Annotated in this window: 24 protein-coding genes; 5 read left to right on the top strand and 19 right to left on the bottom strand. The window is 47.9% G+C overall.

The genetic code is table 11. From position 1 onward, the window contains the following. Nucleotides 1-119: 119 nt before the first annotated feature. Nucleotides 120-1,472 (bottom strand): TlpA family protein disulfide reductase, encoded by a 1,353-nt coding sequence (locus BMW79_RS13395; RefSeq protein WP_089895493.1) that lies wholly within the window; start codon nucleotides 1,470-1,472, stop codon nucleotides 120-122. A gap of 205 nt (nucleotides 1,473-1,677) precedes the next feature. Here BMW79_RS13395 and BMW79_RS13390 point away from each other — a divergent pair, with 205 nt between their 5' ends. Continuing rightward, complete coding sequence (locus BMW79_RS13390) at nucleotides 1,678-3,396, top strand: ATP-binding response regulator (RefSeq protein WP_089895491.1); 1,719 nt, start codon at nucleotides 1,678-1,680, stop codon at nucleotides 3,394-3,396. A 1-nt stretch (nucleotide 3,397) separates the two neighbouring features. Here the strand turns inward: BMW79_RS13390 and BMW79_RS13385 are convergent, their stop codons facing one another. From BMW79_RS13385 to uvrA, 3 genes are all read right to left on the bottom strand, one after another. Beyond that, complete coding sequence (locus BMW79_RS13385; protein WP_089895490.1) at nucleotides 3,398-4,261, bottom strand: class I SAM-dependent methyltransferase; 864 nt, start codon at nucleotides 4,259-4,261, stop codon at nucleotides 3,398-3,400. 30 nt (nucleotides 4,262-4,291) lie between these two features. Beyond that, nucleotides 4,292-5,023 (bottom strand): metallophosphoesterase family protein, encoded by a 732-nt coding sequence (locus BMW79_RS13380; protein WP_089895488.1) that lies wholly within the window; start codon nucleotides 5,021-5,023, stop codon nucleotides 4,292-4,294. A 166-nt stretch (nucleotides 5,024-5,189) separates the two neighbouring features. Then, complete coding sequence (uvrA, locus tag BMW79_RS13375) at nucleotides 5,190-7,727, bottom strand: excinuclease ABC subunit UvrA (protein WP_089895486.1); 2,538 nt, start codon at nucleotides 7,725-7,727, stop codon at nucleotides 5,190-5,192. A 206-nt stretch (nucleotides 7,728-7,933) separates the two neighbouring features. Between uvrA and BMW79_RS13370 the strand changes: the two genes are divergently transcribed. Both BMW79_RS13370 and BMW79_RS13365 read left to right on the top strand, forming a co-directional pair. Then, entirely contained in the window at nucleotides 7,934-8,647 is a 714-nt protein-coding gene (locus BMW79_RS13370; RefSeq protein WP_089895484.1) for a 2OG-Fe(II) oxygenase, read from the top strand. 2 nt (nucleotides 8,648-8,649) lie between these two features. Next, complete coding sequence (locus tag BMW79_RS13365; protein ID WP_089895482.1) at nucleotides 8,650-8,901, top strand: Ada metal-binding domain-containing protein; 252 nt, start codon at nucleotides 8,650-8,652, stop codon at nucleotides 8,899-8,901. A gap of 14 nt (nucleotides 8,902-8,915) precedes the next feature. Here BMW79_RS13365 and BMW79_RS13360 read toward each other — a convergent pair whose 3' ends face one another. Both BMW79_RS13360 and BMW79_RS13355 read right to left on the bottom strand, forming a co-directional pair. Then, the gene (locus BMW79_RS13360) at nucleotides 8,916-9,338 is read right to left on the bottom strand and encodes a secondary thiamine-phosphate synthase enzyme YjbQ (RefSeq protein WP_089895480.1); all 423 of its coding nucleotides are present in this window, start codon (nucleotides 9,336-9,338) and stop codon (nucleotides 8,916-8,918) included. Between the two features lie 26 nt (nucleotides 9,339-9,364). Then, the gene (locus tag BMW79_RS13355) at nucleotides 9,365-10,645 is read right to left on the bottom strand and encodes a PQQ-dependent sugar dehydrogenase (protein WP_089895478.1); all 1,281 of its coding nucleotides are present in this window, start codon (nucleotides 10,643-10,645) and stop codon (nucleotides 9,365-9,367) included. Between the two features lie 174 nt (nucleotides 10,646-10,819). Between BMW79_RS13355 and BMW79_RS13350 the strand changes: the two genes are divergently transcribed. After that, nucleotides 10,820-11,251 (top strand): response regulator, encoded by a 432-nt coding sequence (locus BMW79_RS13350; protein ID WP_089895476.1) that lies wholly within the window; start codon nucleotides 10,820-10,822, stop codon nucleotides 11,249-11,251. A 2-nt stretch (nucleotides 11,252-11,253) separates the two neighbouring features. On the opposite strand, the gene BMW79_RS13345 is transcribed toward BMW79_RS13350, so the two are convergent. The 8 genes from BMW79_RS13345 to nudK all read right to left on the bottom strand — a co-directional run bounded on the left by BMW79_RS13345 (nucleotide 11,254) and on the right by nudK (nucleotide 19,176). Beyond that, nucleotides 11,254-12,237 carry a GlxA family transcriptional regulator gene (locus BMW79_RS13345; RefSeq protein ID WP_089895474.1) on the bottom strand — a complete coding sequence of 328 codons (984 nt, stop codon included), beginning with the start codon at nucleotides 12,235-12,237 and terminating at the stop codon, nucleotides 11,254-11,256. A gap of 64 nt (nucleotides 12,238-12,301) precedes the next feature. Then, nucleotides 12,302-14,482, bottom strand: a complete 2,181-nt coding sequence (locus tag BMW79_RS13340; protein ID WP_089895473.1) for an outer membrane beta-barrel family protein — start codon at nucleotides 14,480-14,482, stop codon at nucleotides 12,302-12,304. Between the two features lie 95 nt (nucleotides 14,483-14,577). Continuing rightward, the gene (locus BMW79_RS13335; protein ID WP_089895471.1) at nucleotides 14,578-15,270 is read right to left on the bottom strand and encodes a class I SAM-dependent methyltransferase; all 693 of its coding nucleotides are present in this window, start codon (nucleotides 15,268-15,270) and stop codon (nucleotides 14,578-14,580) included. Nucleotides 15,271-15,350: 80 nt separating this feature from the next. Then, complete coding sequence (locus tag BMW79_RS13330) at nucleotides 15,351-16,619, bottom strand: MFS transporter (RefSeq protein WP_089895469.1); 1,269 nt, start codon at nucleotides 16,617-16,619, stop codon at nucleotides 15,351-15,353. A gap of 23 nt (nucleotides 16,620-16,642) precedes the next feature. Next, entirely contained in the window at nucleotides 16,643-16,861 is a 219-nt protein-coding gene (locus BMW79_RS13325; protein ID WP_089895468.1) for a hypothetical protein, read from the bottom strand. A 52-nt stretch (nucleotides 16,862-16,913) separates the two neighbouring features. Beyond that, nucleotides 16,914-17,504 carry a TetR/AcrR family transcriptional regulator gene (locus tag BMW79_RS13320; protein ID WP_089895466.1) on the bottom strand — a complete coding sequence of 197 codons (591 nt, stop codon included), beginning with the start codon at nucleotides 17,502-17,504 and terminating at the stop codon, nucleotides 16,914-16,916. Between the two features lie 223 nt (nucleotides 17,505-17,727). Beyond that, nucleotides 17,728-18,519, bottom strand: a complete 792-nt coding sequence (locus BMW79_RS13315) for a helix-turn-helix domain-containing protein (protein WP_245752480.1) — start codon at nucleotides 18,517-18,519, stop codon at nucleotides 17,728-17,730. A 75-nt stretch (nucleotides 18,520-18,594) separates the two neighbouring features. After that, nucleotides 18,595-19,176, bottom strand: a complete 582-nt coding sequence (gene nudK / locus BMW79_RS13310) for a GDP-mannose pyrophosphatase NudK (RefSeq protein ID WP_089895464.1) — start codon at nucleotides 19,174-19,176, stop codon at nucleotides 18,595-18,597. 56 nt (nucleotides 19,177-19,232) lie between these two features. On the opposite strand from nudK, the gene BMW79_RS13305 reads away from it, so the two are divergent. Continuing rightward, entirely contained in the window at nucleotides 19,233-19,979 is a 747-nt protein-coding gene (locus BMW79_RS13305; RefSeq protein ID WP_089895462.1) for a DeoR/GlpR family DNA-binding transcription regulator, read from the top strand. Between the two features lie 23 nt (nucleotides 19,980-20,002). Here the strand turns inward: BMW79_RS13305 and BMW79_RS13300 are convergent, their stop codons facing one another. The 5 genes from BMW79_RS13300 to BMW79_RS13280 form a co-directional block, all read right to left on the bottom strand. Further along, a complete protein-coding gene (locus BMW79_RS13300) occupies nucleotides 20,003-20,257 on the bottom strand; it encodes a hypothetical protein (RefSeq protein ID WP_089895460.1) in 255 nt (84 codons plus the stop codon). 37 nt (nucleotides 20,258-20,294) lie between these two features. Beyond that, nucleotides 20,295-21,104, bottom strand: coding sequence for an alpha/beta hydrolase (locus tag BMW79_RS13295; protein WP_089896885.1), 810 nt, complete (start codon nucleotides 21,102-21,104; stop codon nucleotides 20,295-20,297). Between the two features lie 65 nt (nucleotides 21,105-21,169). Next, nucleotides 21,170-22,750, bottom strand: a complete 1,581-nt coding sequence (locus BMW79_RS13290; RefSeq protein ID WP_089895459.1) for a RagB/SusD family nutrient uptake outer membrane protein — start codon at nucleotides 22,748-22,750, stop codon at nucleotides 21,170-21,172. A 25-nt stretch (nucleotides 22,751-22,775) separates the two neighbouring features. Further along, a complete protein-coding gene (locus BMW79_RS13285; protein WP_089895457.1) occupies nucleotides 22,776-25,823 on the bottom strand; it encodes a SusC/RagA family TonB-linked outer membrane protein in 3,048 nt (1,015 codons plus the stop codon). Nucleotides 25,824-25,926: 103 nt separating this feature from the next. Continuing rightward, a complete protein-coding gene (locus tag BMW79_RS13280) occupies nucleotides 25,927-26,898 on the bottom strand; it encodes a FecR domain-containing protein (RefSeq protein ID WP_089895454.1) in 972 nt (323 codons plus the stop codon). Nucleotides 26,899-26,982 lie beyond the last annotated feature (84 nt).

Genomic DNA, 26,982 nt, shown 5'->3' with positions numbered 1-26,982 from the left:
CCCAAAGTATTTGCGAGATCGGGAATTTTTGGGGTATGATATTTTTCCGGATTGCGTCAGCATGATTTTTCAAATATCCGTATACGTTAGTAGCCGGGGCTACAGCCGGCCCCAGGCCATTACAATGCTGCTTTCAGCAACCCGCTCACGCCCGATGTATAACCTGGCATGGCGATTATTTCACGGTTTTTATTCAGCAGGATATAGGTAGGATACCCACGTATCATTAACTTATCAAGATAGCCGCCGGTCCGGCCATTGTACAGAGAGCGCACGCCAGGAAGCTTTTCGCGCCTATCCAGGAAACTGGTCATTTTCTGCAGGTTGTCATCTACAGAGATGGTAACAATCGTTAATTTGTCCCCACACTCGCGGAGCCAATCAGGAAAGCTTTTCATCCCCTCCACACATCCCCAGCACCAGGTAGCCCAGAAATCCACCAGGATCAGGTCTGATTTGATATCTGCGATGTTAACTATTTCATTTTTTTCGTTTTTGAGAGATAGCAAAGGAAATTTATTCCCGATGCGGGCACGGTTATTTTCCGATATCACTTTCAGCAGCATCTCACGGATGACAGGATCAGTGACACGATTCAGCACTTCGGTCTGGATACGGCGATTGACTACTTCGCGCGCGTCTACATCTCTTTCCGAAAAATACTCCTGGTTCAAGCCTGCCACCAGGGCCAGCTGCCGTAATCTGCTGCCCGGAAAATAATTGACTTCATGAATCAGCTGATCCATGCTGTTGTAGGGCGATGCATGATAACGCTGGAGGGGATGCATAACTACCCTGTAACTCATATAGCTCTCCAGCAACTGCGTATAAAAAGGATTCCTTTCCTGTATGGGGGCTTCATTAAAATATATCCGCTCAAAATTATTCATCAATTGATCCGCTCCCGGCAGCTGATGCATAAATGACAGGTAGCAGATAGCAGCCTGGTAGCGCAGCAATGCGTATTCCGGCTGAGTGGAATCTGCTGTATATTTCCTTTCTATCGCCTCCCAATGCCGGAATACGGTATCAGACGGCGCATCCTTCCGGTACTCCTTCGTGATGGTATCCACAAATAAAGGAAACCAGTTGTCCCGGAATTCACCGGACATCTCCCGTATACGCTGATTAATGGGGCGGCCGGCCACATCTTTTACCCCCAGTTCGTTATGAGCCTCTCCTACAGCATATTCCCCGCCGGGCAGCACGTAAAAGGACAGGGACCTGTTTTCCACTATCAGCTTGATCAGCATCCCGGCGGAATCAGGAATGTTTGCCTGGAAACGCCCGGCGCCATCAGTATGTACCTGTGTTATTTCCAGCGGTGCCATGCTGACATAGTCGACATAGCGATAAAATGTAATAAGACTATGCGGATTTGCCGGTAATTCACCTTTTACCACAACCGTAGCTTTAACCGCCACGGGCAACAGAAAGACGCTGCAAAACAGGCAAAACAAACGATTTCTCATGTACAGTATTATTTCAATATGAAAATAGTGTTTATAACTAACAAAAAAATGTGCGTTAATTGTTAAAATCTTCACTCGGTAACTTTAAACCTCTGCTAAAACAAGTATGTTGTTAACAAAGAATTTACACTTGATAATCGACATTCTTCTACCTTGAACGCATCAGGAAAAATCCTGCTACCCCTTAACATGAAAACCTGGAATTATGAAAAACAATATTACACTGCCCAGGATGACGGAAACCACTATTGAAGACGATGATACAAAGGAAAGGATTATAAGGATTGTCAATTCGCTAGCCATAGGCGCCAGTCTGCTGGCATTCAGCCTGGGATGTCTGTTATACTATATGACCGGATACAAAAGTATCTTCTACCCGGCCATGCTGGAAACGGTGCTGTTCCTGTCTATCCTGCTGATCACCCGCTACAGTAAACCGGAATACGGAAAACAGTTCATGTTCCTGCTGCACAGCATTTCGATCTGGTATTTCGGGACGCTGCTGGGACCGGCCTCCCAGATATACCTGTTCGCGCCATTCCTCGCCTTTTGTGTATTCCTGGTATTTGATAAATCCTGGGCACAAACCGCCGTACTGGCCATCAGCGCCATTATGCTGATATTGATAGAGCTAAACTTCCGCCACCCGGTGATCCATTCCCTTCCACTTAGTCAGGAAACCGAATCAAACTTACACTGGTTAGTTATTTTTGCCGCCACTTTCCTGAATGGCACCGCATTGTATTATTTTACAAAGGAAAGCAGGTTTCAGAACAGGCAGTTGAAGCGGCTGGTCAACCAACTCGACAAAACCAACCAGGCCATGCGGATCTATGTGCGGGAAACCACCCACGAAATCAGATCCCCGTTAAATGTGGTCAACAGCATTCTGCAGAATTATATAGAAACCGCCGACCCGGGCAAAAAAACTGTCCAGGTAGGTATCGCCCACCTGCAAGCCGTTCATTTTGCCTGCCAGGACATGCAACTCGTGATGAGCAATGCATTAGGATGGTCTAAAATTGAAGCCGGGAAAGATGAAATCAGCACATCCCCGTTTCATTTCAGCGACTGGGTGGTACACCTGTGTGATACTTATGAATACCTCGCTAAAAGAAGATCTGTACATATCCATATCGACTTACACGATAACCTGCCGGAATATATCCTGGCAGATAAGTCGAAACTGCGCACCATCATTGTAAACCTCCTCAGCAATGCGATCAAGTTTACTACGTTCCGGTCTATCATCTATGTAAAAGCCGGTATGAAAAATAACCAGCTGGAGGTGTCCGTAACAGATCAGGGGGTAGGGATACCGGAAGAAAAAAAGGAACACATCTTTGATCCATATGTTACGGAAAGCGGGCAGCATACAGAATCGAGCGGCCTCGGACTTCCCATAGCACGGCATATGGCCCGTATGATGGGCGGCGACCTTTCCGTAGCAGACAATCCGGAGGGCGGCGGCAGCATTTTTACGCTGCGGATGCCGGTAGAAGCCACTCCCCCGCCGCCAATGGCTTCACAGCAACTGGACTACTCTATTCTGGCAGGCCTGAAAGTATTGGTGGTAGATGATGATCACCTGAATCACCTGGCCTTTTCACTGGCGCTGAAACGCATGGGCATTGAAGTGATCCTCGCAGATTCAGGACCACAGGGATTTTCTAAGGCCAAACTACATGAACCGGACGCCGTACTCATGGATATGATTATGCCGCATACCAGCGGCATAGAAATGCTGGCGCTGTTCAGAGCCGATCGCACACTCCGGCAGATACCCTTTATCCTGGTTTCCGGTAATTGTTACAGTGAAGTAAAAGAAGAAGTGATTGCCTCCGGCGCCGATGGCTTCCTGAGCAAACCGGTGAATATGGAACAGCTTTATAATGTACTGAAAGACCTGGTAGTGATGGCCTGAGTTATTCAGCCAGCATCAACCGCCAGGTAGTACGGATTTTCCCCGTCTGCCGCATTTTCTGCAGCTGCGCCGGCGTAGCCATTTCGAGCAGATGCGGCAAAGCGGTAAGTTTTTCATGATCTCTCACCGACGCCTTATCTATCGCGAATCCCATCTTCTGAAAAAATAGTTCGGCAGACTCAAAACTGTCAAACATCTTTTCATGGATCTGGTGCTGTGCATAAAAAGCTTTCCATTGTTCATCCTTCCGGATCTCATTGGTAGCTTCCTCCCGTTTTATATAAATATCGCCGGTAATCCAGTACCCGCCCCGCTGTTGCAGAATCCGGCGGATAATGCCGCATAGCTTCTCTTTTTCGGTTTCATCCAGATACATCAGTAACCCTTCGTTTACAATAGCTACAGGGCCTTCGGGAAAATGACCGATTCTTTCCCGGAACGCGGCCTCGTCCAGTGCATTCAGCGGCAATACTTCCAGCACACCGGCCGCAGGCTCCTGCTGGAATGCAGTTACGAACGACTGTTTAGTAGCAATAACCTCCGGCAGATCAGTATCGATGTAATGATAACCCGGCTGTTGCACTGTTGCCAGTCCACGGAAAGAAAACCCCGACGACAATTCCAGGATATTCTTTACCGGTAAATCCAGTAACAACTGGTCAATACTATGATAGCGATCTTCGAAATGCAATAGCCGTACCCAGAACGCGAGATCCTTGTTATACAATTCCGGCTGATAAGGCTTGGGAGCCAGTATCAGTTTAGCAGCAGCTGCTGCATAGGGTATGTTGGTAACGCCTTTTAATAACAACAGCGATTTAGCCGTGGGGCTGATAGCACTATAGTCCCTGTTTGTAATTTCCATACCAGGTCATTTGCTTATAAAGATACGCCCTTATACTTTTTCATGCCCTGCTAAAAAATCAGCATAAAAATCAGGCACTGCGCTATTCCTGATACCAGCAATAGTTTCTTCAAGCGGATAGGATACTTTACGGATCTGTGGGGTTATTTCACCATTCACGATACTGAGTTGCAGGTAAGCAGCAAGCCTGTCTTTCTCTTTGGTTCTGCCTACTGAACCGGTGTTGATCACCATTTTTCCTGCCGCTTTCAGCGGGCGTATATACGAGAGATGCGTATGCCCGGTTATCAGTATATCTGCACGTTGTTCCTCCAGCATTCCCAACAAGTCATCCTCGTCATGATCCGCGTATATATATTCATCATTACTGCGGGTACTGCCATGCACCAGCAGCAGGCGGAAGCCAGCAAATTGCAGTTGAATGGAATGCGGCAATTCCGCGAGAAAAGCGCGATGCTCCGGCGTAATCGTTTCTTTGGTGAAGTTGATGGCAATCAGCCGGGCCGCTTGCTCTTCTTTACTGTGCTTACTCAATGCTTTCACCGGATGGTCAAAGGCGATACGTTCATCATGGTTCCCCATGATTACGGGGATCTGCTTTTCCCGGATCAGCGCGATCACTTCATTATGCCACGGGGCGGCATCGGTAAGGTCGCCCAGGCAATATACCTGGTCGGCGCCGGATTGTTTTATATCTTCCAATACTGCCGCCAGTGCAGGCAGATTCGCGTGAATATCGCTGATGATGGCCAACTTTAACATGCAAGTTCCTTTGATATGACGCAACGTTAATACTAATTCAAACGCTGCGGGTTTGCGGTGATAAAAAAACAGGAAAAATGCTATTCATCCGTTGAATATTACCATTTACCTCGCGGATAAACAGGCGGTGATTTCGTTGAATACTATTTTTCACTTATGTAATACTTTACTTTCCGGACATAAACGCAGCGAGGTAAGGAGCGGTTTTACTGTTCGCGGCTTTGGCCACTTGTTCCGGAGGTCCTGCCGCCACTATCTGCCCGCCTTCATCACCGGCACCCGGACCAATATCTATTACCCAGTCGCTGCCCGCTACCACCCGCATTTCATGTTCCACTACCACTACGGTATTGCCGGCTTCTACCAGCCCATTCAACTGTTGCATCAGCTTCTCTGCATCGGCAGGATGTAGTCCGGTCGTCGGTTCATCCAGGATGTATAACGTATTACCCTTCCCGATCCGTTGTAGTTCCGTAGCTAGCTTGATCCGTTGGGCTTCACCACCGGAAAGCTCGGTAGCCGGCTGTCCGAGGCGCAGGTAACCAAGACCAACTTCGTGTAACACTTCCAGGGAACGCTGTAAGGTAGCGTCTTCTGCAAAGAAACCTTTCGCTTCATCTACTGTCATACCTAATACTTCCGCTATATTTTTATCGTTCCATTTTACTTCCAGCGTTTTGGCATTGTAGCGGGCGCCATGACAGGTAGGACAGGGCGCATACACACTGGGTAAGAAAAGCAGTTCCACCATCACAGATCCTTCGCCCTGGCAGGTTTCACAACGACCTTTAGCCACGTTAAATGAAAAACGTCCGGCGTCATACTTACGGGCCTTCGCCATTTTGGTGGCAGCAAATAGTTTACGTACCTGGTCGAACAAACCTGTATAGGTAGCAAGATTAGAACGGGGGGTACGGCCAATCGGTTTCTGATCTACCTGTACCAGCCGTTTTATTTTATCCATGCCCGTAGTGATACTACCGCCGAGGGTTACGGGCTGTTGTTGTTCCAGTTCTTCCCCTTCTTCGGCTTCCGGTAACGCGGCTCCCAGATGTTCAGCTACCAGTTCTACCAGCACCTGGCTAACGAGACTGGATTTACCGGAACCTGATATACCCGTTACCGTTGTAAATACCCCCAGTGGAAAAGCTGCTGACAGCTCGTGCAGATTATTACGGGTCACGCCTACCAGTGTTAACCAGCCTTTCGGTGTACGGACCTGGCGGGCAGCGGGTTTTTCTTTCGCAAAAAGATAGTGCCGCGTACTGGAAGCCGCTATGGCCGACAGTCCTGCCGGTTCGCCGCTATACAGCACTTCCCCGCCCTGCTCCCCTGCAGCTGGTCCCACATCCACAATCCATTCCGCATGACGGATCACATCCAGGTCGTGCTCCACCACAAATAAGGAATTACCGGCGGCTTTTAGTTTATCCATAGCCGTTAGTAAGGCTGCCGTATCCGCAGGATGTAAACCAGCAGAAGGTTCATCCAGTACATATACCACTCCGAATAAATTTGAACGGACCTGTGTGGCCAGGCGCAGTCGCTGCAGTTCTCCCGGTGAGAGACTCGGAGAACTGCGTTCAAGCAACAGGTAGCCCAGTCCCAGATCGAGCAGGATTCCGAGCCGCAGTGCCAGGTCCTGTGCAATACGCTGTGCAACAATGATACGTTCAGGATGTAGCCCTTTCGCTGCAAAAGCCGAAGAAGAACCGCAGGCATATCTTTCCATCAACGCTGCCAGTTTCTTCAACGGCAATCTCGACATCTCTGCGATATCCAGTCCGTCGAACTGAACAGACAACGCGGCACGTCCCAGGCGTTTGCCTTCACATTCCGGGCATTCCCGGCTGATCATATATTGTGATACCCGTTTCTTCATAGATGCACTTTCTGTATGTGCAAAAGTGTGCATCACATATCTTTTGGCGCCAGAGAAAGTGCCCATATAACTGGGTTCCATCTTGCGTTTGAGAGCTTCTTTTACTTCCGCTGGCGTAAAGCCTGCGTATACGGGTACTACGGGTTGCTCTTCTGTAAACAGGATCCATTCCCGTACTTTTTTGGGCAACTCCCGCCAGGGTTTATCTACATCATAACCTAGGGTAGTGAGGATATCGCGCAGGTTCTGTCCATACCAGGCAGTAGGCCATGCGGCCACCGCTCTTTCCCGGATAGTCAGCGAATCGTCCGGTACCATCGAGGCCTCTGTAGCATCATAGATGCGGCCAAGACCATGACACACCGGGCAAGCGCCTGCAGGTGTATTGGGAGAAAAAAACTCTGAATCCATTGCCGGTACACCAGGCGGGTATACACCGGCACGGGAGTACAACATCCGGAGAAGATTAGACAACGTGGTAACGCTGCCCACCGATGAACGGGTAGTTGGAGCGCCCCGTTGCTGTTGCAACGCCACGGCTGGCGGCAATCCATCTATTTCATCCACTACCGGTACCGGCATCTGGTGAAATAAACGCCTCGCATAAGGGGATACCGATTCGAGATAACGACGCTGCGCTTCCGCATATAACGTTCCAAACGCCAGTGACGATTTTCCGGAGCCCGACACGCCGGTAAACACCACCAACGCATTCCTCGGAATACGAAGGCTTACATTTTTCAGGTTATTTTCACGCGCACCACGTACCTGTACAAAGCCGGGGTAATGATCATGGGAGGGGGTCTGGTCTTGTTTCCGCATGAGCAGGACGGCACAAAAATTATGCCCTGCAACAGCGACGCAGTTTTATTGGTGCCACCGCCGTGCGCAGCGCCCGAAGCAATGAATGGGTGTCATCTCCCCCTATCATCTTTCTCCTACGCACACCGGTTTTTCAACACCGCAAGAACCGGGTTTTCTGCGGCTATCTCTCCCGCTACCTTTGTAGTATCATATAAAAAAATAAGATGAACGATATTACCACAAGGCTATTGTCGCACGACTGGCCCGCCGCTACAGCGCAATTACAGGAGCAGGGATTCACATTGTTGAAAAACGTACTGAATGAAACAGAGTGCGATGCACTGATCGATGCCTACCAGGCGGATAAAACTTACCGCAAAACCATTGTGATGGAACGTTACCGGTTTGGAAAAGGAGAATACAAATACTTTCAGTATCCATTACCTGACCTGATCACAAGTATCCGGGAAACAGTGTATCCCTTTATTGCACCTGTGGCGAATAAATGGATGGAGGTACTAAACATAGCACAACGTTATCCTGATACACATGCCGCGTTAAAGCAGCATTGTCACGACAACGGACAAACCAGGCCCACCATCCTCATTCTCAAATATGGAGAAGGAGGATTTAATACGTTGCACCAGGATCTGTATGGCGATATTTATTTCCCGATGCAGCTGGTGCTCTTTCTCAACGAGCCGGGAGAAGATTATACGGGTGGGGAGTTTGTACTGACGGAGCAGATTCCGAGGGCGCAGTCGAAAGCCAATGTACTCCGCCCACAGCGGGGCGATATGCTGATATTCACCACCAACTTCCGCCCGGTAAAAGGCAGCAAAGGTTATTACCGCGTGAATATGAAACATGGCGTAAGCCCGGTGCATAGCGGGCAACGTCATACACTGGGTATTATTTTTCACGACGCATTGAGTTGAGCATGTGGTATCACCGTGACTTACACTGGCTGCAACTGGGCCGGCTCATTCACCAGGAAAAAATTACACTGGGAGGAAATCAGTCGTTGAAAATTTATGGTACCCTTTCCTGTTATTCCGGCAAGCGGATGAAAAACGCGAACCGTGTTTTCTTTGCAGATGAAGCGGAGGCTATCAGGAATGGGTACCGGCCCTGTGCGCATTGCAGGCGGGCAGCGTATCTCAACTGGAAGTTGATTGCAGGTTCAAAATAGCAGGTAACAAGCCCCTACTCTCCCCAGGCCGTCAGCAGTAAATTACGCGCCCCGCCATAGTTGCGGTGTTCGCAGAGGTATACGCCCTGCCAGGTACCCAGTGCCAGGCGGCCATTACGGATAGGGATCATCACAGAATTACCGAGTAACGCGGCTTTCAGATGTGCCGGCATATCATCGGAGCCTTCATCGTCGTGCAGGTATTCCGGATCGTTTTCGGGCACTGTTTTATTGAAGAACATTTCAAAATCCTTTCTCACTGTAGGATCTGCATTTTCATTGAGCGTCAGTGAAGCAGAAGTATGCTGTATAAATACCTGGAGCATACCAGTACGTATTTCGGCCAGGGCTGGAAATGCCTGTACAATTTCAGCGGTGATAATATGAAATCCCCTTCTTCTTTGCTGCAGTTGTAATGCCTGTTGAAATATTTTCATCCCATTGGTTTTAATGCGGCTGCAAGTTACATCTTTCCTTTTTTTCCGTAGCGGACCTTCCAGATGCGGTTGGTTTTATCGTCTGTAACCAGGAGGGAGCCATCATGGGTGAGCAGCAATCCTACGGGCCGGCCTTTGACGGTACCCGCTACGGAGTCGGTGACAAAGCCGGTTAAGAAATCTTCCGGTTTACCGGAAGGTTTTCCTTTTTCAAATGGTACAAACAGTACTTTATATCCCGATACCGGCTTACGGTTCCAGGAGCCATGCTGGGCGATGAATGCGCCGTTGTGATATTTTTCCGGGAAATCATCTCCCGAATAAAATACCAGCCCCAGGGAAGCAGTATGAGCGCCCAACGGTACATCCGGAATAATGGTATTTTTCACTTCCGGAGGAGCAGGCTCCTTTACCCGGGGATCGCGATGTTGACCATAGTAGGTCCATGGCCATCCGTAAAAGCCACCTTCTTTTACACTGGTAAGATAATCAGGTACAAGATCATCTCCCAGTTTATCCCTTTCATTCACAGCCACCCAAAGTGTTTGGGTACCGGGCGCCCAACCCATACCTACCGGGTTCCTCAAACCGCTGGCATAGATATGCAGACCGGTACCATCCGGGTTTACTTCCAGGATGGCTGCCCTGGATTGTTCATTGGCAAGGCCTTTCTCTGCATGATCAGTACCCGATCCAACCGCGATATATATTTTCGACTGTTCTTTATTCGTGATAATATTCCGGGTCCAGTGACGGTTGGCTGATCCTGCCGGCAGCTCCGCTATTTTTGTGGGAGTAGCGCTGATGAGCGTATCACCTTTGCGATAAGGGTATCTCAACAATGCATTGGTATTAGCCACGTAAAAATAATTCCCGATCAGCAACATCCCGAAAGGTTGTTCCAGCTGTTGCAGAAAAACAGTACGTACATCCGGGATACCGTCGTGGTTGGTATCGCGCAAAAGGGTAATCCGGTCTACACTATGTTTCATACTATTGGACTTGTTGGCGCCGATGATAGCAGCGCCAATTTTCGTCAGGGTAGAATGATTACTGTTAGATTCTGCTACCAGGATATCGCCATTGGGAAGTTCGTACAACCATCTTGGATTTTCAAAACCATCTGCATAAAGCAACACCTCAAAGCCTGCCGGTGCCTGTGGCGTTTCACCGGGCTTCCAGCCTTTTACATGACTGTAGTTGGTATGCGACTTCGTAGCATGTGGTGCGGGCAACGAAATGGAAGTTTGTGCAGACAACTGTTTTATGATCCACAACAATAGGAGTGATAACAAATATTTTCTCATGGGAATAATGCTTACAGGGTGATAATACCCGCAATACAATATCTGCGCCATCGAAACAGGAAACGAGATCCGCCATATGTATTACGAAATCTTTAATTTGAATAGCGACGCATTTTTGTTTATCTTCATATTTCCCGCCGAAGATTGGAAATCCTAAATGCTTAAATTTTAACCATGACGAAGCCACAACAAATAATGATTATTGATGATGACGCGGATGACAGGACCTTTTTCCAGGAAGCCATCAACAACATCTCACCGGTCATTGAAACCCATGTTTGCAACAGCGGAATACAGGCACTGGCCCTATTCCAGGAAAACAAAATTTCTGCTCCTGATTACATCTTTCTTGATTTCAATATGCCCTTAATGAATGGGAGAGAATGTTTGGTAGAGTTGAAGAAAATATTACAGCACCAGTTGACCAATATTATTGTGCTGAGTACTTCTGATATGAAAGAAGATATGGAAGATGCCATGCGATTGGGCGCCAAATTATTTCTGACCAAACCCAATACTTTCCAGGAATTATGCGCGATGTTAAAAGGTGTATTGGAAGGACGGTGGCATAAATTGTTTTCCCATCCTTCCGGCACAGACAAATAAACCTATATCTTAACGGCTCCTTTATTGTATTTATTCCTGTACTCCAGCGGTGACAAACCGGTGGTTTTCTTAAATATAGTCCTGAATGCCTTTGTATCTGAATAACCTACTTCCCACATAATCTCATTGATATTTTTACGGCTGCTTTCAAAACTCTTTTTGGCTACTTCTACTTTTACACGTTGAATGTATTCAGAAACTGTATTGCTGGTAGCTTTTTTAAACCTTCTTTCCAGGCTTCTGCGGCCTACGGCGAACATAGACGATAATTGTTCTACCGTAATCTTGTCCTGCCAGTTCTGCTCAATAAATTCCTGGGCCTGTTTCACGGATTCATCCTGGTGTTCACGCTGGCCTTTGAATATGGTGAAGGTGGATTGATTAGTACGATCAATTTCAATCTCAAAATATTTAGATGCCAGGATAGCCAGATCCCGGTCAGTGTATTTTTCGAGGATATAGATAAGGAGGTTCCAGAAAGAGTTGGCGCCGCCACTGGAATAGATGCCTTTTTCATCCGTGATGATCTTTTCGGAGACCAGCTCTATATCGGGGAACATGTTCCGGAATTCATTGGCTGCCAGCCAATGGGTGGAACAGCGCTTGCCATTCAGCAACCCGGTGGAAGCTAACAGGAACGAGCCTACGCAGAGACTCGCCACTTCAGAACCGGCATGATGTTGCTTTACGATCCAGGGAAAGAAATCCTTATTCTGCTCAATCATCTCTTCCCGCTCTCCGTTGACAGCAGGGATGATGATCAGATCGGCCTTGTGCTTGTCGGTGATGAGTACATCCGGGGTTACTTTAAAAAACCGGTCGTATTCCTGGGCCTCTTTCGAAAGGCCTACCAGCTGCACATTGAACAGCGGTGGCCTTCCCAGGCTCTCCAGGAAATCATTGGCCTTGGTGAAACATACAAAAGAGCCTTCAATACAGCTGAGCGCTACTGCGCCTTTGGGTACGAGAATGGATATTTGTTTCATATACCAAATCTAAGCTAAAAGATCGTCGCAATCAACCCCTAACGGGTTATAATTGACCTATTTTTTATTTTACCCTCCTGGACTCATTTTCCAGCCCGGAACTCCTGTCCCGCTCCTTCGCCATCCTGATATTGCCGAACCGGTAGCTGAAACCCAGCTTTAACTGCCGTGAATCTTCCGATCCGTAGGTGCGGTAATACAACCCGTCAAAATCCCGGAGGCTGGCCCAGCGGGATGTCTGGAACAGGTCACTGATACCGATGCGGACTGTGCCCTTCTCCTTCCAGACTTTGCGTTGCACGCCCACATTTACCTGCCATACGTACAAGGTCCGCTGGTAGCCGCCGCCCAGGTCGGGCGACTGGTAATAACCGCTTACTTCTACCTGTGTTTTGGCATCGAGGTCAAATACCTGCTGCAGGTTCAGCATCACAGTATTGATGCTTAGCGTGACTGCCCGGGCAGCATCAAAATCGATCCGGTTCTGTTTATGAAAGAAATTGGCGTTGGCGGTTACATTCCACCAGGGCAACGGTGTAAAAGCCGAAGACACATTCAGGGACAGCAGGTTTTGCGAACCTACGTTTTCCGGCATGATAATCATTTTGTTGCCATCGATGCTATCCGTGATAGACACAAACATATCGCGTATATGCGTATACGTGACAGTGGCAGCAAGTATACCGCTGGCATTGTAACCAACGGTTACACTATTGGCATACTGCGGACGGAGAAAAGAGTTTCCTTTCCAGAACGACAATTCATCCATCTGGTATTCAAAAGGATTTAGATCAGCGTAGGTAGGCCGGTCGATTTTACGGTTATAGAGTAAAGAAAAACTGCTGATATCATTCTGTTTCCAGGTAAGGTTAAAAGACGGGAACCAGCCCAGGTAGCGGTTATTGACCTGTTGCACCGTATCCTGTTGTGTGAACTTACTTTTTGCATTCAGGGCGCCGCCGGCATCCGTTTGCTCCGCACGTAAGGCCGCCTGTAACTTCCATTGTCCCCATTGCTGATCCGCCATCAGATAGGCGGCGTATATTTTTTCATCGTAGCGGAAATCATTGCTACGCATGATATTGAGATCCTCACTGCTGGTCTTTACATCGTATAGCCGTACCCGGTTGCCACTTTCCACGGTACTCCATTTTACGCCGGTGTAAAGTTTACCATGTGAAATGGGTTGCTCATAATCTGCTTTTATACCATAGATATTAATGTCGCTGCTATTGAGCGTGCGCAGCGAATACCGGTCCGTTTCCGTGATGCCATCAGGTTTCAGGAACGCATTGTAGAGAATATTCTTAATCCTCGCACGGTAGGCGCCATAATCGAGATCAGCTGTGAATGTACGGCCGGCGGTATCTTTATACTGATAATTAAAATTGTAGTTCTTCCAGTTCTGCTTCTGGGAGTAGTAATCGTTCTTTGCTTTCAGCACCGATTGCAGTTGACCGGTAGCGCTGTCTGATAAATCCGTGAGTGTATGCGTAAGTCCCGGACCAAAATACAGGTTGGCATTCATCATTACGCCCAGCGTATGCCGGCTGTTGATATTATAATCGACGCCTGCTTTGAAATTAACAGGATTACGCATATCGGTATCGGCGGTACGGTTATCAATGAGTTGCCCGGCTTGCACACGATCGAAGCCATAACGCATATTCCGGTGACCGAAATAATGATTATAGTTGCCGTACAGGTTAAACTTACCCGTGCGGTAGTTCATATTCAGTGCCGCCTCTGTTTTTGGCGTCTCTCCGAAATGAATACCGGCAGATATATCACCATTATACCCCGAGGCAGTTAGTTTTTTCAGGCGGATGTTAATGATGCCGCCGCTGCCGGCTGCATCATATTTGCCGGAAGGATTGGGCATCAGTTCAATACTCTGGATATTGGCAGATTGCAGCGATTTAAGCAAGGCTGCCAGGGCATCGCCCTGCATGTAGGAAGGTTTACCATCAATGTACACCGTTACACCTCCTTTTCCGTTCAGGGAAATACTGTTGGAAGGGCCCACCATTACACCGGGAGATTGTTTCAGTAATTCCAGTGCATTACTGCCCATAGCATTCACACTGGTACTTACATTGTAGATAATTTTGTCGCCTTTGAATTCAATGGTTTTCTTTTTAGAAGTAACGTTGATACTTTTCAATTCACGTACGGACATCGTGGAGTCCTGGGCAAAAATAGTGGTCGATATACATAACAGTACAGGCACAAGAAGTAGGCGCATGAGAATATAGGTTGCATTTGAGGAAATCAAGATAGAAAATAATTGCCGGTGGGAGGGCCGGAAGTGATGAGCAGCGGGGAATGAGGGATGAGTGGTTAGGAAGGGAAAGTATAGTAGGAATTAACGGCTCCCTGACCGGTATAATTAGGCCCTGCCTGGTCGTCGGCCCCGAGATACTGTAACCCGGTAATAAGCGACTGTGGCCCCGTACAACTGATGATCCGCGTACGTGCGTTATAGTGAAGATGGTGCTGTGTAAATATTTTTTTCAGGAAGACATCCTGCGGCGCGCCATTAATATATACGTTTTTGAGATCGAGATGCGCCACAAAATATCCCTTCGTATTCAGTGCTGCTACTGCCATGGCAATTACTTTGAGCTTATCACCGAGGTAATGCAAGCCATGCGAGCATGTGACGAGATCATATGACTGGCGCGGTTTCCAGTCCGTCACCGAAGCTACTTCCAGGTCAAGACAAGAAAAACTATCCGCTGCCGCAGGAAAGGTATCCAGCAGATCAATGCCCTTTAAAGTAATGTGTTGTTGTATGTTTTTTTGGGTCAGTACCTGCGCTGTTTGCGTCAGTGCCCGGGCGCTCCCGCAACAGAGATCCAGCCAGGAGGCCTGACCGTTTGTTTGCATCTGCTTTTCAAGATAGTCTGCGGGGATAAATCTGAACTCCTTTTCGTAACTGTTGATGCCGCTGGCATTCCTCTCACGGTTCATAGCAACATTCGCCACCACAGCCGACCATATCAGTTCCTTTTCCTCAAGTAATGGCTTCATTTCTGCCTGTTTTTATATCTTTTAAAGATAGTCAAAACAGTGAAAAAAGAGAAGCCGGCAAGCCAGCTTCTCTTCAATAATTATACCTCTGTAACAACACTCGCAGGATTCACCACAGCGCCTTTGGCCAGTTTTGCCTTTACGATGTTACTCACCCGGTACACAAGATAAATACACGGAATGGTGAGTCCTACTATCACCCAACCAAGTGTATCATAATGTTCCAGTGGACTGAATTTATCTTTCTGTACCACGATCATTCCGGCAATTACGGCGGCGATACCGCCGGCAATCTGTTGCAGGGAAGAGTTCACACTCATGAAAGCGCCCCTGTCGGCCATGTCGGGGATACCGGTAGTGAGAGCGGTAAAAGGCACCATGCGGCCCATAATACCTGCCATCATAAGAATGTTCATACACATGATCACCCAAAGCGGGTGTGGCGCCAGGTGTGTGTAAATAACAATGATCACCAGGGCGTACAGGGAGGCGATGGTAAAGAGTTTAAACCGGTCTACCCTGTCACTCAGTTTTCCGAGTGCGGGCATGATAAACAGGGAACCTACACCTGTTACCATAAACAGCAGGGGCAGTTGTTCGGCGGTGATGTGGAGATTGTTGACAGCAAAAGCGCTACCAAAAGGCATCATCATAAAACCTCCCACAGACATGAGTGCAGTGGCGGTAAAACCAATGCGGTAATTACGGTTCCGGACCGTATGCCAGAGATGCATAAACGCGGATCTGTCGCGCTGCACAGCGAGGTGCGCAATCACCGGTTGCAGACGCAGGATGATCAGCGCCATAACAACAGCCGCCACGCCCGCTACCAGGAAGAAAGGGGCTTCCCATCCCCATGCGTTGGCGAGATACAGCCCGATCGGAATACCCAGTACCTGGCTGGCGCCGAAGGCCATTTGTACAAATCCCATTACACGGCCACGCTGCGAAATGTCGAACAGGTCGGTGATGATGGCCAGGGAAATGGATCCCATTACACCGCCAAATAACCCGGTAACAATACGTGCGGCCACCATGGTGTAATAGGTGTTGGCCAGCCCGCAGCAAAGGGTACCCAGGATAAAGCCGGCGTAAAAAAATACGAGGAGTTTCTTACGATCAAAACGGTCTGCAAAACCAGCAGTGAGCAGTCCGGATATACCGGCGCTGAATGCGTAAGCAGATACGATCAGTCCGAACTGGCTCGGCTTGATGCTCATAGATTTCATGAGCATATCACCTAATGGCGACATCACCATGAAATCCAGGATGACGGTAAATTGTGTGAGTGCCAGGAGGGCAACTATCATTTTCTGATGAGAAGAAAATGCAGCAGGTGTTTGTTTCATTTTTTTGGGAGATTGTATAGTTGTTAATCTTCCAGCTCTGTACATTCGTACGAACCGGCATTGACCAGGGCGATGATAGGTTGTGGCGCCGGCTCAGCGGTAACTACCCTGAGCACACAATCCACGTCTTCAATATCCACCGTCCATTGTTCAATAAAGGGTTGACCGTTTAGCAAAGGTGCTACTTTTGAACGGTCTTCCGCAGTGGCTATATTGGTTTTAAAAATAAGAATGTGTGGCATCTTATTGGTTTTATAAGCAAGCGCTCACTTATCAAATTGACAAAAAAAATAGTTACTTCAATAATCCTTTTATTACACAGTCGAATGTTTCCTTCATGACCTTTTCGGAGAATTTAAATTTGCGGCCACCAAGGCTTTGGCCTTCATTATGAAACTTTATCAGGGAGTATAGCGGAGCAAAGGCAACAGACCAATATACTTCCAGCGGCATTTCGTTGATCTCTCCCCTGTCTATCGCATTTTTTACATAGTTGCCCATCGCACTCTGAAACGCATCTGAAATCGCTTCCACCATTTTATCCTTATAGGTAGAATTCCGCAGCTGTTCAAAAAATTCAGCTGATAAGTGATTATCCAACGCAAAGGCTGCGCGGTTTTTCCATTGTACCCATAGCCCTTCTTTAAACGACATGTCCGAACTGAAGCCCTTCAGCGTGGCAGTGGTCATTTTAAGCCCCTCTTCTATACTGATGCTGGTAAGCAGATCCTCTTTGTCTTTGTAATAGATATAAATAGTTGCCGGCGATACACCCGCTGCTTTTGCCAGCCGGTTGATACCAAAGTTTTCGAGTCCGTCTTTCGCTACCATCGCAATGGCGGATTCCCTTATGGCCTGTACCTTATTTTCGTCTCTGTATCGCATGAAGCACAAAGATAAGTGAGCAAACGCTCATTTTCAAATATATTTTCCGGGAGATAGGAAGAAGAGGTTTACAACAGGAAGTTGGAAACAGGCTACGTTTACCTCTGAAGAGGTGAAGGGGCTGTTACAGCGGGGGAGTATTTTCTATGATATTATGTGCAGCATCGTCACCGCCAGGAGAACAGCGGGTGTTTCTCTTTCTCTGGTTCTATGAGCTGCATTCTCACCACCAGGTAGACTGCTGAAAGAAAGCCTGTGGCGATTGACCGGTAAACGCCCGGAAATCCTTGATAAAATGCGCCTGATCGTAGTAACCGGCTTCATAAGCTGCCTCTGTCAGGCTATCGGCAGCCGGACAATGATCCAGCAGATGCCTTAGTCTTACAATAGCGGAGAATTGTTTGGGCGTAGAACCCACCTGACGCCGGAAACGTTTTTCAAAAGCATCCTGGCTGATATAGTGTTCTGACGCCAACGCCTTGATCTTTACATCGCCGTGAGCCGTTTTAATCTGTGCCACCGCACTACGGATCAGCAGATCCGGCGCCCGGGAACTCAGGCTGGAAATCAGGAACGATTCTACAATAGCAATGCGTTGCAGATGATCCGCAGCTTCATACAGCCGCTCTTCCACTTCCCTGATTTGCTGTTGCCGTAACAGGCTATCGAGCGATTGCTGTGTATCAAACAATTCATGCAATGGCGCTTTAAAAAAAGCCGCCGCCCCACCCTCCTTGAATTTCACCAGCACATTACCGGTACCAGGTGCATATTGCAGCAAACGGGAAGATTTACGTAAGCCTGCCAGTCCTGCCGAAGGCAATAACTCATTCTCCTCCGCCCTTACCTGGCCACTGAACCTGAAAGACATCACTACTGCCGTATCGGGCATCACACGATTCTCCATCCCCTCCGCACTTTCAATAATCAGGAAAGCACTCACGTAAGGAGAAAGAATAGCCGATGGAAGATAGGTGGCAATGTTCATATCTATAAAGATAAGGATATTCCTCATGGCCTTTTATAAATACCGCCCCCTATCACCAATGCTATTGTATCAACAGCGACAGATAGACAGCTTCCCGGATACTTATCCGGCCACAAAAATATGAAGCGCCGCATACTGCAACAACATAATCGTTTTTCCATCCCGGATCTCATGTGTACCAATCATTTCCATCGCCCTTGTAAAAGGCAGCTCCAGCACTTCTATGTTCTCCTGCTCTTCTTCCAGGCCGCCTCCTTCCTGCATTTTGCTTTCACTGGAATACGCCGCCACAAAGAAATGCAGGATTTCCGTCACGGAGCCGGGCGACATATACGCCTCAAACACTTTCTCCACGGCCGTTACCGCATAACCCGTTTCTTCCATGGTTTCCCGGCGGATGCATTCTTCCGGATGATCCTCATCCAGTAAACCGGCGCAGCATTCTATCAGCAAACCCGTGTCGTTTCCATTGATATAGGTAGGCAAACGGAATTGCCGGGTTAAGATAACCGTACCCTGCTCCTTGTTGTACAACAGGATGGTAGCCCCATTGCCACGATCGTATGCTTCGCGTTCCTGCCGTATCACCAGACCATCCCGCCCCACCACTTCATAGGTTACCTTCTTCAGCGTATACCAGTTGTCCGACAGGATCACCGTATCCAGGATATTAATTGCTTTCATATATTTGATCGTTTATGATCGATATTGATTACTTTTGATCAAGTTAATTATTTAAAATGAATTTCCAACTCCGAAAACAAAAGATCCTTGCTTTACTGGCTGCACAGGGGGAAGTAGATACCCGGGAATTAGCCGCTACACTGGATATTTCAGAGATCACCATCCGCAGAGACCTTAACCAGTTATCGGACGATGGGCTCCTGTATCGCACCCACGGTGGCGCCATACCGGTAGATCAACCGGAAAACCCCTATGAATTTGTGAACAAAACCGCCGCCAATGCCGCTGCAAAAGATAAAATCTGCAGAAAAGCCGCAGCACAGATCAATGACGGCGACATCATCTTTATGGATTGCGGCAGCACCGTTTTCCGCTTATGCCAGTACATTAAAAACAAAAAGATCAAAGTCATCACCAATTCCCTCCCCGTGATCTTTGAGCTGCAACACTCCCAGGTGTCGCTCAACATCATCGGCGGCGAATATGATGCCGCCAGGCAAGCCATCCATGGCACCATAGCAGGGGAACATATTCAGCGGTATAAAGCTGGGAAAGCATTTATTGGGGTTGATGGTATCAGCGCACAGGGATTATTTGCACACAGCGAAAAAGAAGCCGCCATCGCCATGGCGTTAGCCACGCAAAGCGATTATACGTACCTGTTATGTGATGCCGGAAAAATTGGTCGTACTTCCTATCTTAATTTCGCTGGACTGGAACTGGTGAATGCCCTGATCACCGATGCTGATCCGGCAGACCTGAAGTTTTGTAAGAAGAAAAATGTGAAGGTGATCACCGCGTAATTAAAATGCAGTAAAGGTGAACATTATTGTGATATATCAGACGCAATAAAACCGGGAAACTTAGTGTCAATTATTTTTTTAAACTCATTAAAGTCTTTTGTTTCAAAACTATACTCTTCTGTATAGTTTGCTTCATCAAAAACATCATTACCATCAAAAATATAAGTATTAAGCTTAAATATGCCTTGCTGATAGCTAAGATTCAATGTATAAGAATCATGATGGCATTGTAAATGCCGGTGATTCTTCAAGGCAATAAAAATCCGCTTTGCGTTCATATGGCCACAATATGGTAGTAAAAAAATCCTTATTTTATTATTCCAGCACCCGCGCCACCTCCTGCATATACACCGGGTTATCCGTCATCCCGTTATGTCCCTGCCCTTTCAGCGTAATCAACCGGTCGCCAGGCTTAAAGTAAGCCTGCAACTTCACGGAGGAGCCATAATAAATTACCTCATCCTGATCACCATGAAAGATAGTAACAGGAACGGCCACACGTTGCAGATGCCGGTAAGTAGGAAAGGTATATTTCAGCAAAAAAGAAGGCAGATATGGATAGTAATACCTGGCCATATCTTTCATGCTATAATAAGGCGCCTGCAGTATAAGTCGCGCCGGATGATTCTCCGCTGCCAGCCAGGCCGCAGCACCGGTACCTACCGAATATCCCAGCACGGTGATCTGTGGCTCCGGATAACTTGTCCGGAGACTGTCATACGCCGTTTGTACATCGTCATAAAAACGGGCTTCACTGCTGATATGTCCTTCGCTCTTTCCATAACCACGGTAATCCAGCATAAATACATCATAACCCAGCTGCGTATAGGAGGCGGCTACTTCGCCCCAGGAACGGAGTGATCCCGCATTACCATGCAGATAAAAAATCAGTCCTTTACGGGCATGGGAAGTAAATAACAGTCCATGAAGTTTCGTTCCATCGGCCACAGGAATGATCTTTTCCTGGAAAGGCTCCCGGAAATGAAAAGCATATGTGGCGGGTAGTTTCTCCGGAAAAAAAAGCAACCGCTCCTGGATAAAATATACGAGGATACATACCGCCATATACAGGAGTAATAATACACCCGCTATCTTCCCTATCCATTTTAGAATGATGGCTATCATACCCGCAATATACAAATAAGAACGCCTTTCTGAGTGGTCAGAAAGGCGTTCCTATAAAAGCAGGTTTAGTACCCGGGATTCTGTTGCAGGTTAGGATTCAATACCCGCTCACCGGAAGGGATCGGGAATAATCGTTTATTGACGTTGTTATCTGTTTTATAGCCCCACTTATCTTCATATTTCCCAAAACGCAGCAGGTCATTTCTGCGCCAGCATTCCCAGTTCAGCTCCCGCGCACGTTCGGGGAGAAAGTCATCTCCGGTTACGGTATTCACGCCTGGTGCTTTTCGCTTGCCCCTGATCTGGTTAAACAATGCCACCGGCGTTTCACCATTGGTAACGGCTGCTCCGCGCCATTCTGCTTCTGCTTTCATGAGGAGGATATCGGCATAACGGAATACCGGCACGTCATTGCTCTGATCGCGGCTGGTAGCGGTTACATCCGGGTAGTATTTATTGTTCCGGAAACCTTTGGCTTTACCAAGTTCATCTCCACCTACTTCGAAAGCTTCTACTCCCACCAGGGTAACGTTGGGCGTAAAGGTGAGCTGGAAATCAACGGGCGTGTTACCATCTGCGCCTGTATAGGTATTATCCAGTCCTTTTTTGGTGGTTTTTATGATGATGGGATTGTTATTAAAATCAAACTGTTTACCGGTCAGCCAGATATCGTTGCGTACATCACCCGGTAAACTGAACTGTGCATAGTATTCCGGAATGGTGCTCACGGGATTACTCAGGCGGTAGGACAAGCCATACTTTGCCTGCAGTGCAGGATGCAGCGACATCCAGGAAAACTGTGCGCCTTTGGCCACTGCCTGATCATAAGGAATGGCAAAAATGAATTCCTTTACTTTCCAGTCGTTGTCAGGATAAAACATTTTCGCATAATTATCTTCCAGGTTAAACTTGCGGGAAGTAATAATACTATCGCAAACCGCTACTACATCGGCATTACGATCCTGCCCGTTGTAGCGGGCAGCATTAAGATATAGTTTGGCCAGCAATGCAAATGCGGTGTACTTATTCGGACGGCCATAGGTATTCACATCATTGGCATCACTGAGCAGCGGCAGGGTGGCCTTTATTTCGTTTTCTATAAATGTAAATACTTCCTGGCTGGTTTTCTGCACGGGCAGCTCTGCTGATCCGAAGGTAGTAGATACCGGTATTTTACCAAAGTTATCCAGCATAAAATAAAATGCGATCGCTCTCAGTGCGCGTACTTCCGCCAGGGCACGTTTGCGGGTATCGTTGGTGGCTGCGGCAGCGTAGTTGGTCAGGATGCGGTTGCAGGTACTGATGGTGGTAAAACCCCAGTTCCAGCTATCGCCTACAATAGGATTATCGGGTGTCCAGTTATGATAATGCATCTGCTGGTAACGGCCGCCATCATACCAGCCGCCGGCCCTGCTGGGCAGGATAGCTTCATCTGTACTCAGCGTTTGCAGCTGCCAGAAAGAGGTGGCATAGCTGGTGCGGAACTGCGTATAGGCAGGACCGATAGCCGCAATAAATTGTTTATCGTTTACCGGGAAATTTTCCGGTGTCAGTTCATTCTCCACCGGCACATCAATTTTTGTGCAGGCGCCCAGCAGACTGATAGCGCAAATGGGCAATAAAATATAGTGAAGTAAAGATTTCATGTCAGAGCAGTTATATCAGCGGTGATTAAAAAGAAACATTCAAACCAAACAAAAAGGCACGGGTACGGGGATAGTACGATTTGTTATCAATACCGGGTGTTAAGCCACCCAGCGATACTTCCGGATCAATACCACGGTAACCGGTAAGCACAGCCAGGTTATTACCGGACACGTATACACGTAATGAGCGGATGCCTTTAATAATCTGGCCAAAGTTGTAACCCAGTGTCAGGTTGTCGATACGCAGATAGGAAGCATCCTCAATGTAGCGGTCAGAGTATTTGTAAGCGCCTCCGTCTGCCGGTGATTCGTTGGAAGAGAATACCGGGAGATTGTAACTGCGTACATCATTCGGACGGTTCAGATCAGCCAGGGTGGCATTCATTACCTTACCGCCTATGGAACTTCTCAGGAAGATGCTGGCGTCAAATTTCTTCCAGGAAACGCTGTTGCTCCAGCCGATCAGGAATTTAGGTTGTGCATTACCGGCGTAGAAGAAATCACGGAAGTTCTGCGGACTGGCCGTCAGCTTGCCATCACGGGTATAAAACTGTGATACGCCGTTGGCGTCTTTGCCTGCATATTTAGCGGTAAAAAACTGTCCAACCGGGTAGCCCGATTTCAGGATCTGCACCATAGAACCGGTTTGTCCCTGTCCGCCTGGCTCCATCTGGAAAATGGAATCCAGCTTGAAACGACTGTTGGATAAGGATACCAGCTTGTTTTCATTGTGCGTGAAGTTAATGGAGGTGTTCCATTTAAAATTACTGGTCACTACCGGCGACGCATCTACGGTAATTTCATAGCCTTTATTGCTGATCTCTCCTACGTTGGCCGTATAGGTATTCTTGGCGTATTGGGTAGTGGACACCGGGTAATACCAGATCAGATCGGTAGTTTTCTTATCATAGTATTCTGCAGTGGCATTCAGGCGCCCTTTGAACAGCGAGAAATCCAATCCTACGTTGAGCATGGCGGTTTTCTCCCATTTCAGGTCCGGGTTATCATTCTGTGCAGGACCGATAGCATTCATCCATACGCCCTGGTATTGAAACGCATCGGTAGCGCTGTAACGCACTTTACTGATCATAGGGTTAAAGCCGAGAGAATTACCAGTAACGCCATAGCCTACACGTAATTTAAGATCGCTGAACAGTTGCTGTTCTTTCATAAACGATTCTTCTATCAGGCGCCATGCAACAGACACAGAAGGAAACGTAGCCCAGCGGTTGTTGACACCGAACGCAGAAGACGCGTCCCTTCTCAGGGAGGCCTGCATCAGGTACTTGTTTTTATAGCTATATTTTGCACGGCCATAAAAGGAGATCAACCGGAGTTTCTGATACAGATTATCACCCCAGTCGGTTCTGAAATTACCGGCAGGATTTCCCAATCCGATATTCGTATAGCCGAGATCGTCCGACGCGAAGTTCCGGTTATTGGCGCGGAATCCATCGCCGTTCACATCTTCCTGCCAGCTGTAACCCGCCAGCACATTCACATTATGGGCGCCCAGTTGTTTATCATAAGTCAGGAATGTTTCCAGGATCTTCTTGGTGTTCTGGTAGGAAGAACGGATCGCTTCCCCGTTGTAACCTGTTTTCAGGGTGTAATTACTCGTGAAATAACTGCCGCTGGTCACCTGCTCTGTCTGCGAAGTAACGCTCAGATCGTATTTAAATCCGAAAGGCAACAGCACCTGCGCCGTAGCATTCAGCATATTCACTTTGCTTTCATCTTTCTCCCACGCATTCTGCATCAGCGATACCGGGTTGTAGTACTGTACACGCTGTAAATTCTCTGTAAATGAGCCATCAGGTTGTTTTACAGGCACCGTGGGCAGGTAGCGGAGCATATTATACAATACGATCGGCTGATCAGGAATTACATCAGACGTGCTGTTGGTTGTACCCAATGATACGCCTAAACGAAGATGATCATCAAATGCTTTCTGTTCAATATTGGCACGACCAATCAGGCGTTTCAAACTGGTGCCTTTAAGGATACCGTTGTTGTCGAAATAGTTCACGGAAGCATTGTAGCTGGTCCCTTTGGCGGAACCACCGAGGGAAAGATGGTGGTTCTGCGACAAGGCCGTGCGACTTACTTCCTTTTGCCAGTCGGTATTAGCGCCCTGCTTATCCGAAGGATCCTGGGCAAGATTGTTTTTTGCCAGGTATGCATTCAGCTCATCGGCATTCATCATCTTTATTTTCCGGGCAATATTTTCCGTGGAGAAATAGGTGTTATAGTTAATCTGCAACTGACCTTCACTGCCTTTCTTCGTAGTGATGATGATCACGCCATTGGCCGCACGGGTACCATAGATCGCAGTGGCAGAAGCATCTTTCAGCACATCAAAAGTCGCAATATCATCAGGCGCTACCAAACGTACATCTGCACCAGGCACACCATCGATCACGTAGAACGGCTCCTGTGCTGCACCGGTACGCAGAGTAGACGGCCCTCTCAGGCTGATGCTCGGCGCTCCGTTAGGATCGCTGGAGCGGGTGATGTTAAGACCCGCTACCTTTCCCTGCAGCAATTGAGCAGGACTGTTAAAACTCCCCTTGTTAAAATCATTGCTTTGTACCGTGGTGATGGAGCTGGTCAGCACTTTGCGTGACTGCTTGCCATAGCCCACTACTACCACACCTTTCAGTTCTGTGTTCACGGTAGATAGTGCAACCGGCTGCGCGTTGCTGTTATCCGCTTTGCGGTAAGCAGGATTTTCGGTCAGGAAGATCATCTTTCCTTTCAGCGTCCAGTTCAGCGGACTGTTGGTGAATATCCGGTTGAGGACATCCGTGAGCGATGCTCCACGTACATTCAGGGTAACAGGGTCTTTATACAGTTTAATATTACTGTCTTTATAAGTAAAATTAACCCCTGCGGCCTTTTCAACTGCCGCACAGGCCTGTTCAATAGTGGCATTATCCAGTTTCAGCGAAATGTTTTTGGTGTTGTCCTGTGCAAAGAGCATGTTCCCTGCAAGCAACAATAGGCAGCACAACCATCTCCAGCTGATAAGCATAGGAGTGCCATTAAAGCGGTAGCTTCGTTTTTTTTCCATACTTTTAATATTATTTGGTTTTTATTGAAGGCTGCCCGGGAGTCGCATTCCATCGGCAGCAGCGTAAATGTTCAAATAATTCCGCCCCTTCCAGGGCGGTTTTTTATTTTATATAGATGACCTTATTTTGTTGGATATAATGAACACCGGCCGTTTCGCAGATAATATCAAGCGCGGTATCCAGGGATACGCCCGGTAAAGTAGTGGTGATACTGATCTCCTCCATCTCCGGTGAAGTAAAACGGATCACGGTACCATACTGCCGTTCCAGATCCGCCATAATTTCTTTCAGGGTCATGTGCCGGAATACCAGGATGCCCTGACGCCAGCCACCAATAGCTTCTCCCGGCCGCACAGTTTCTTTGCTGAGCAATCCGGTGGCGGTCTCAAAATGTAACCGCTCTTCTTTCTGCAACGGGATTTCCTGCTGCTGGTAATGCACCGCTACCTTACCTTCTGCTACGGTAACATCTGTACCACTGCCTCCGGGCATATGACGGATATTAAAGGCAGTACCGATATCCACTGTAGTCAGCTTTCCGGTGTGCACACTGAAAGGATGCCTGCCACCGTGTGCCACCACGAAATAGGCTTCCCCGTTGAGATACAGGTCACGGTTATTGATATTATAGCCTTTATTGTAAGTAAGACTGCTACCCGGTCCCAGGTAGATCAGTGAACTATCCGGCAGATGAATGAGTGTGGTTTTACCGGCGGGCGCCTGTAATATCTGATTGGTAGCCAGTAGCGCCCGCGTATGCTGCTGCTGCCACCACGCCACCGATGCCACGGCGATCAACACCGCTGCTGCGGCTGCCCACCACATACGGCGCAACACCCCCACTTTGCGTACAGGCGTTCCAGTTAATCGCAGGAAACGTTCATAATCCGCCTGGGTAGCCGGTGGTTCCATTCCTGCGGCAATCTGTTGCCAATCGGCCGCCATAAAATCTTCCAGGCTTTCCCGGTGGTCTTCCCCCTGCAGGTACTGCCTCACTTCCCGCATTTCTGCCGGTGAACAGGCCCCATCAAGGTAACGCTGCAATAACTCCCTGTCTACTTGTTTACGCTGCATGTGTTGTCTTTCTATTTACGTATACCAGCCAACAACTACAAACCCCTATCGGTAACAATTCCTTAATATAACAAGGCCCGGCAA

This window comes from Chitinophaga arvensicola (assembly GCF_900110835.1).
Classification (GTDB): domain Bacteria; phylum Bacteroidota; class Bacteroidia; order Chitinophagales; family Chitinophagaceae; genus Chitinophaga; species Chitinophaga arvensicola.
This window is presented reverse-complemented; position numbering and strand designations above follow the sequence as displayed.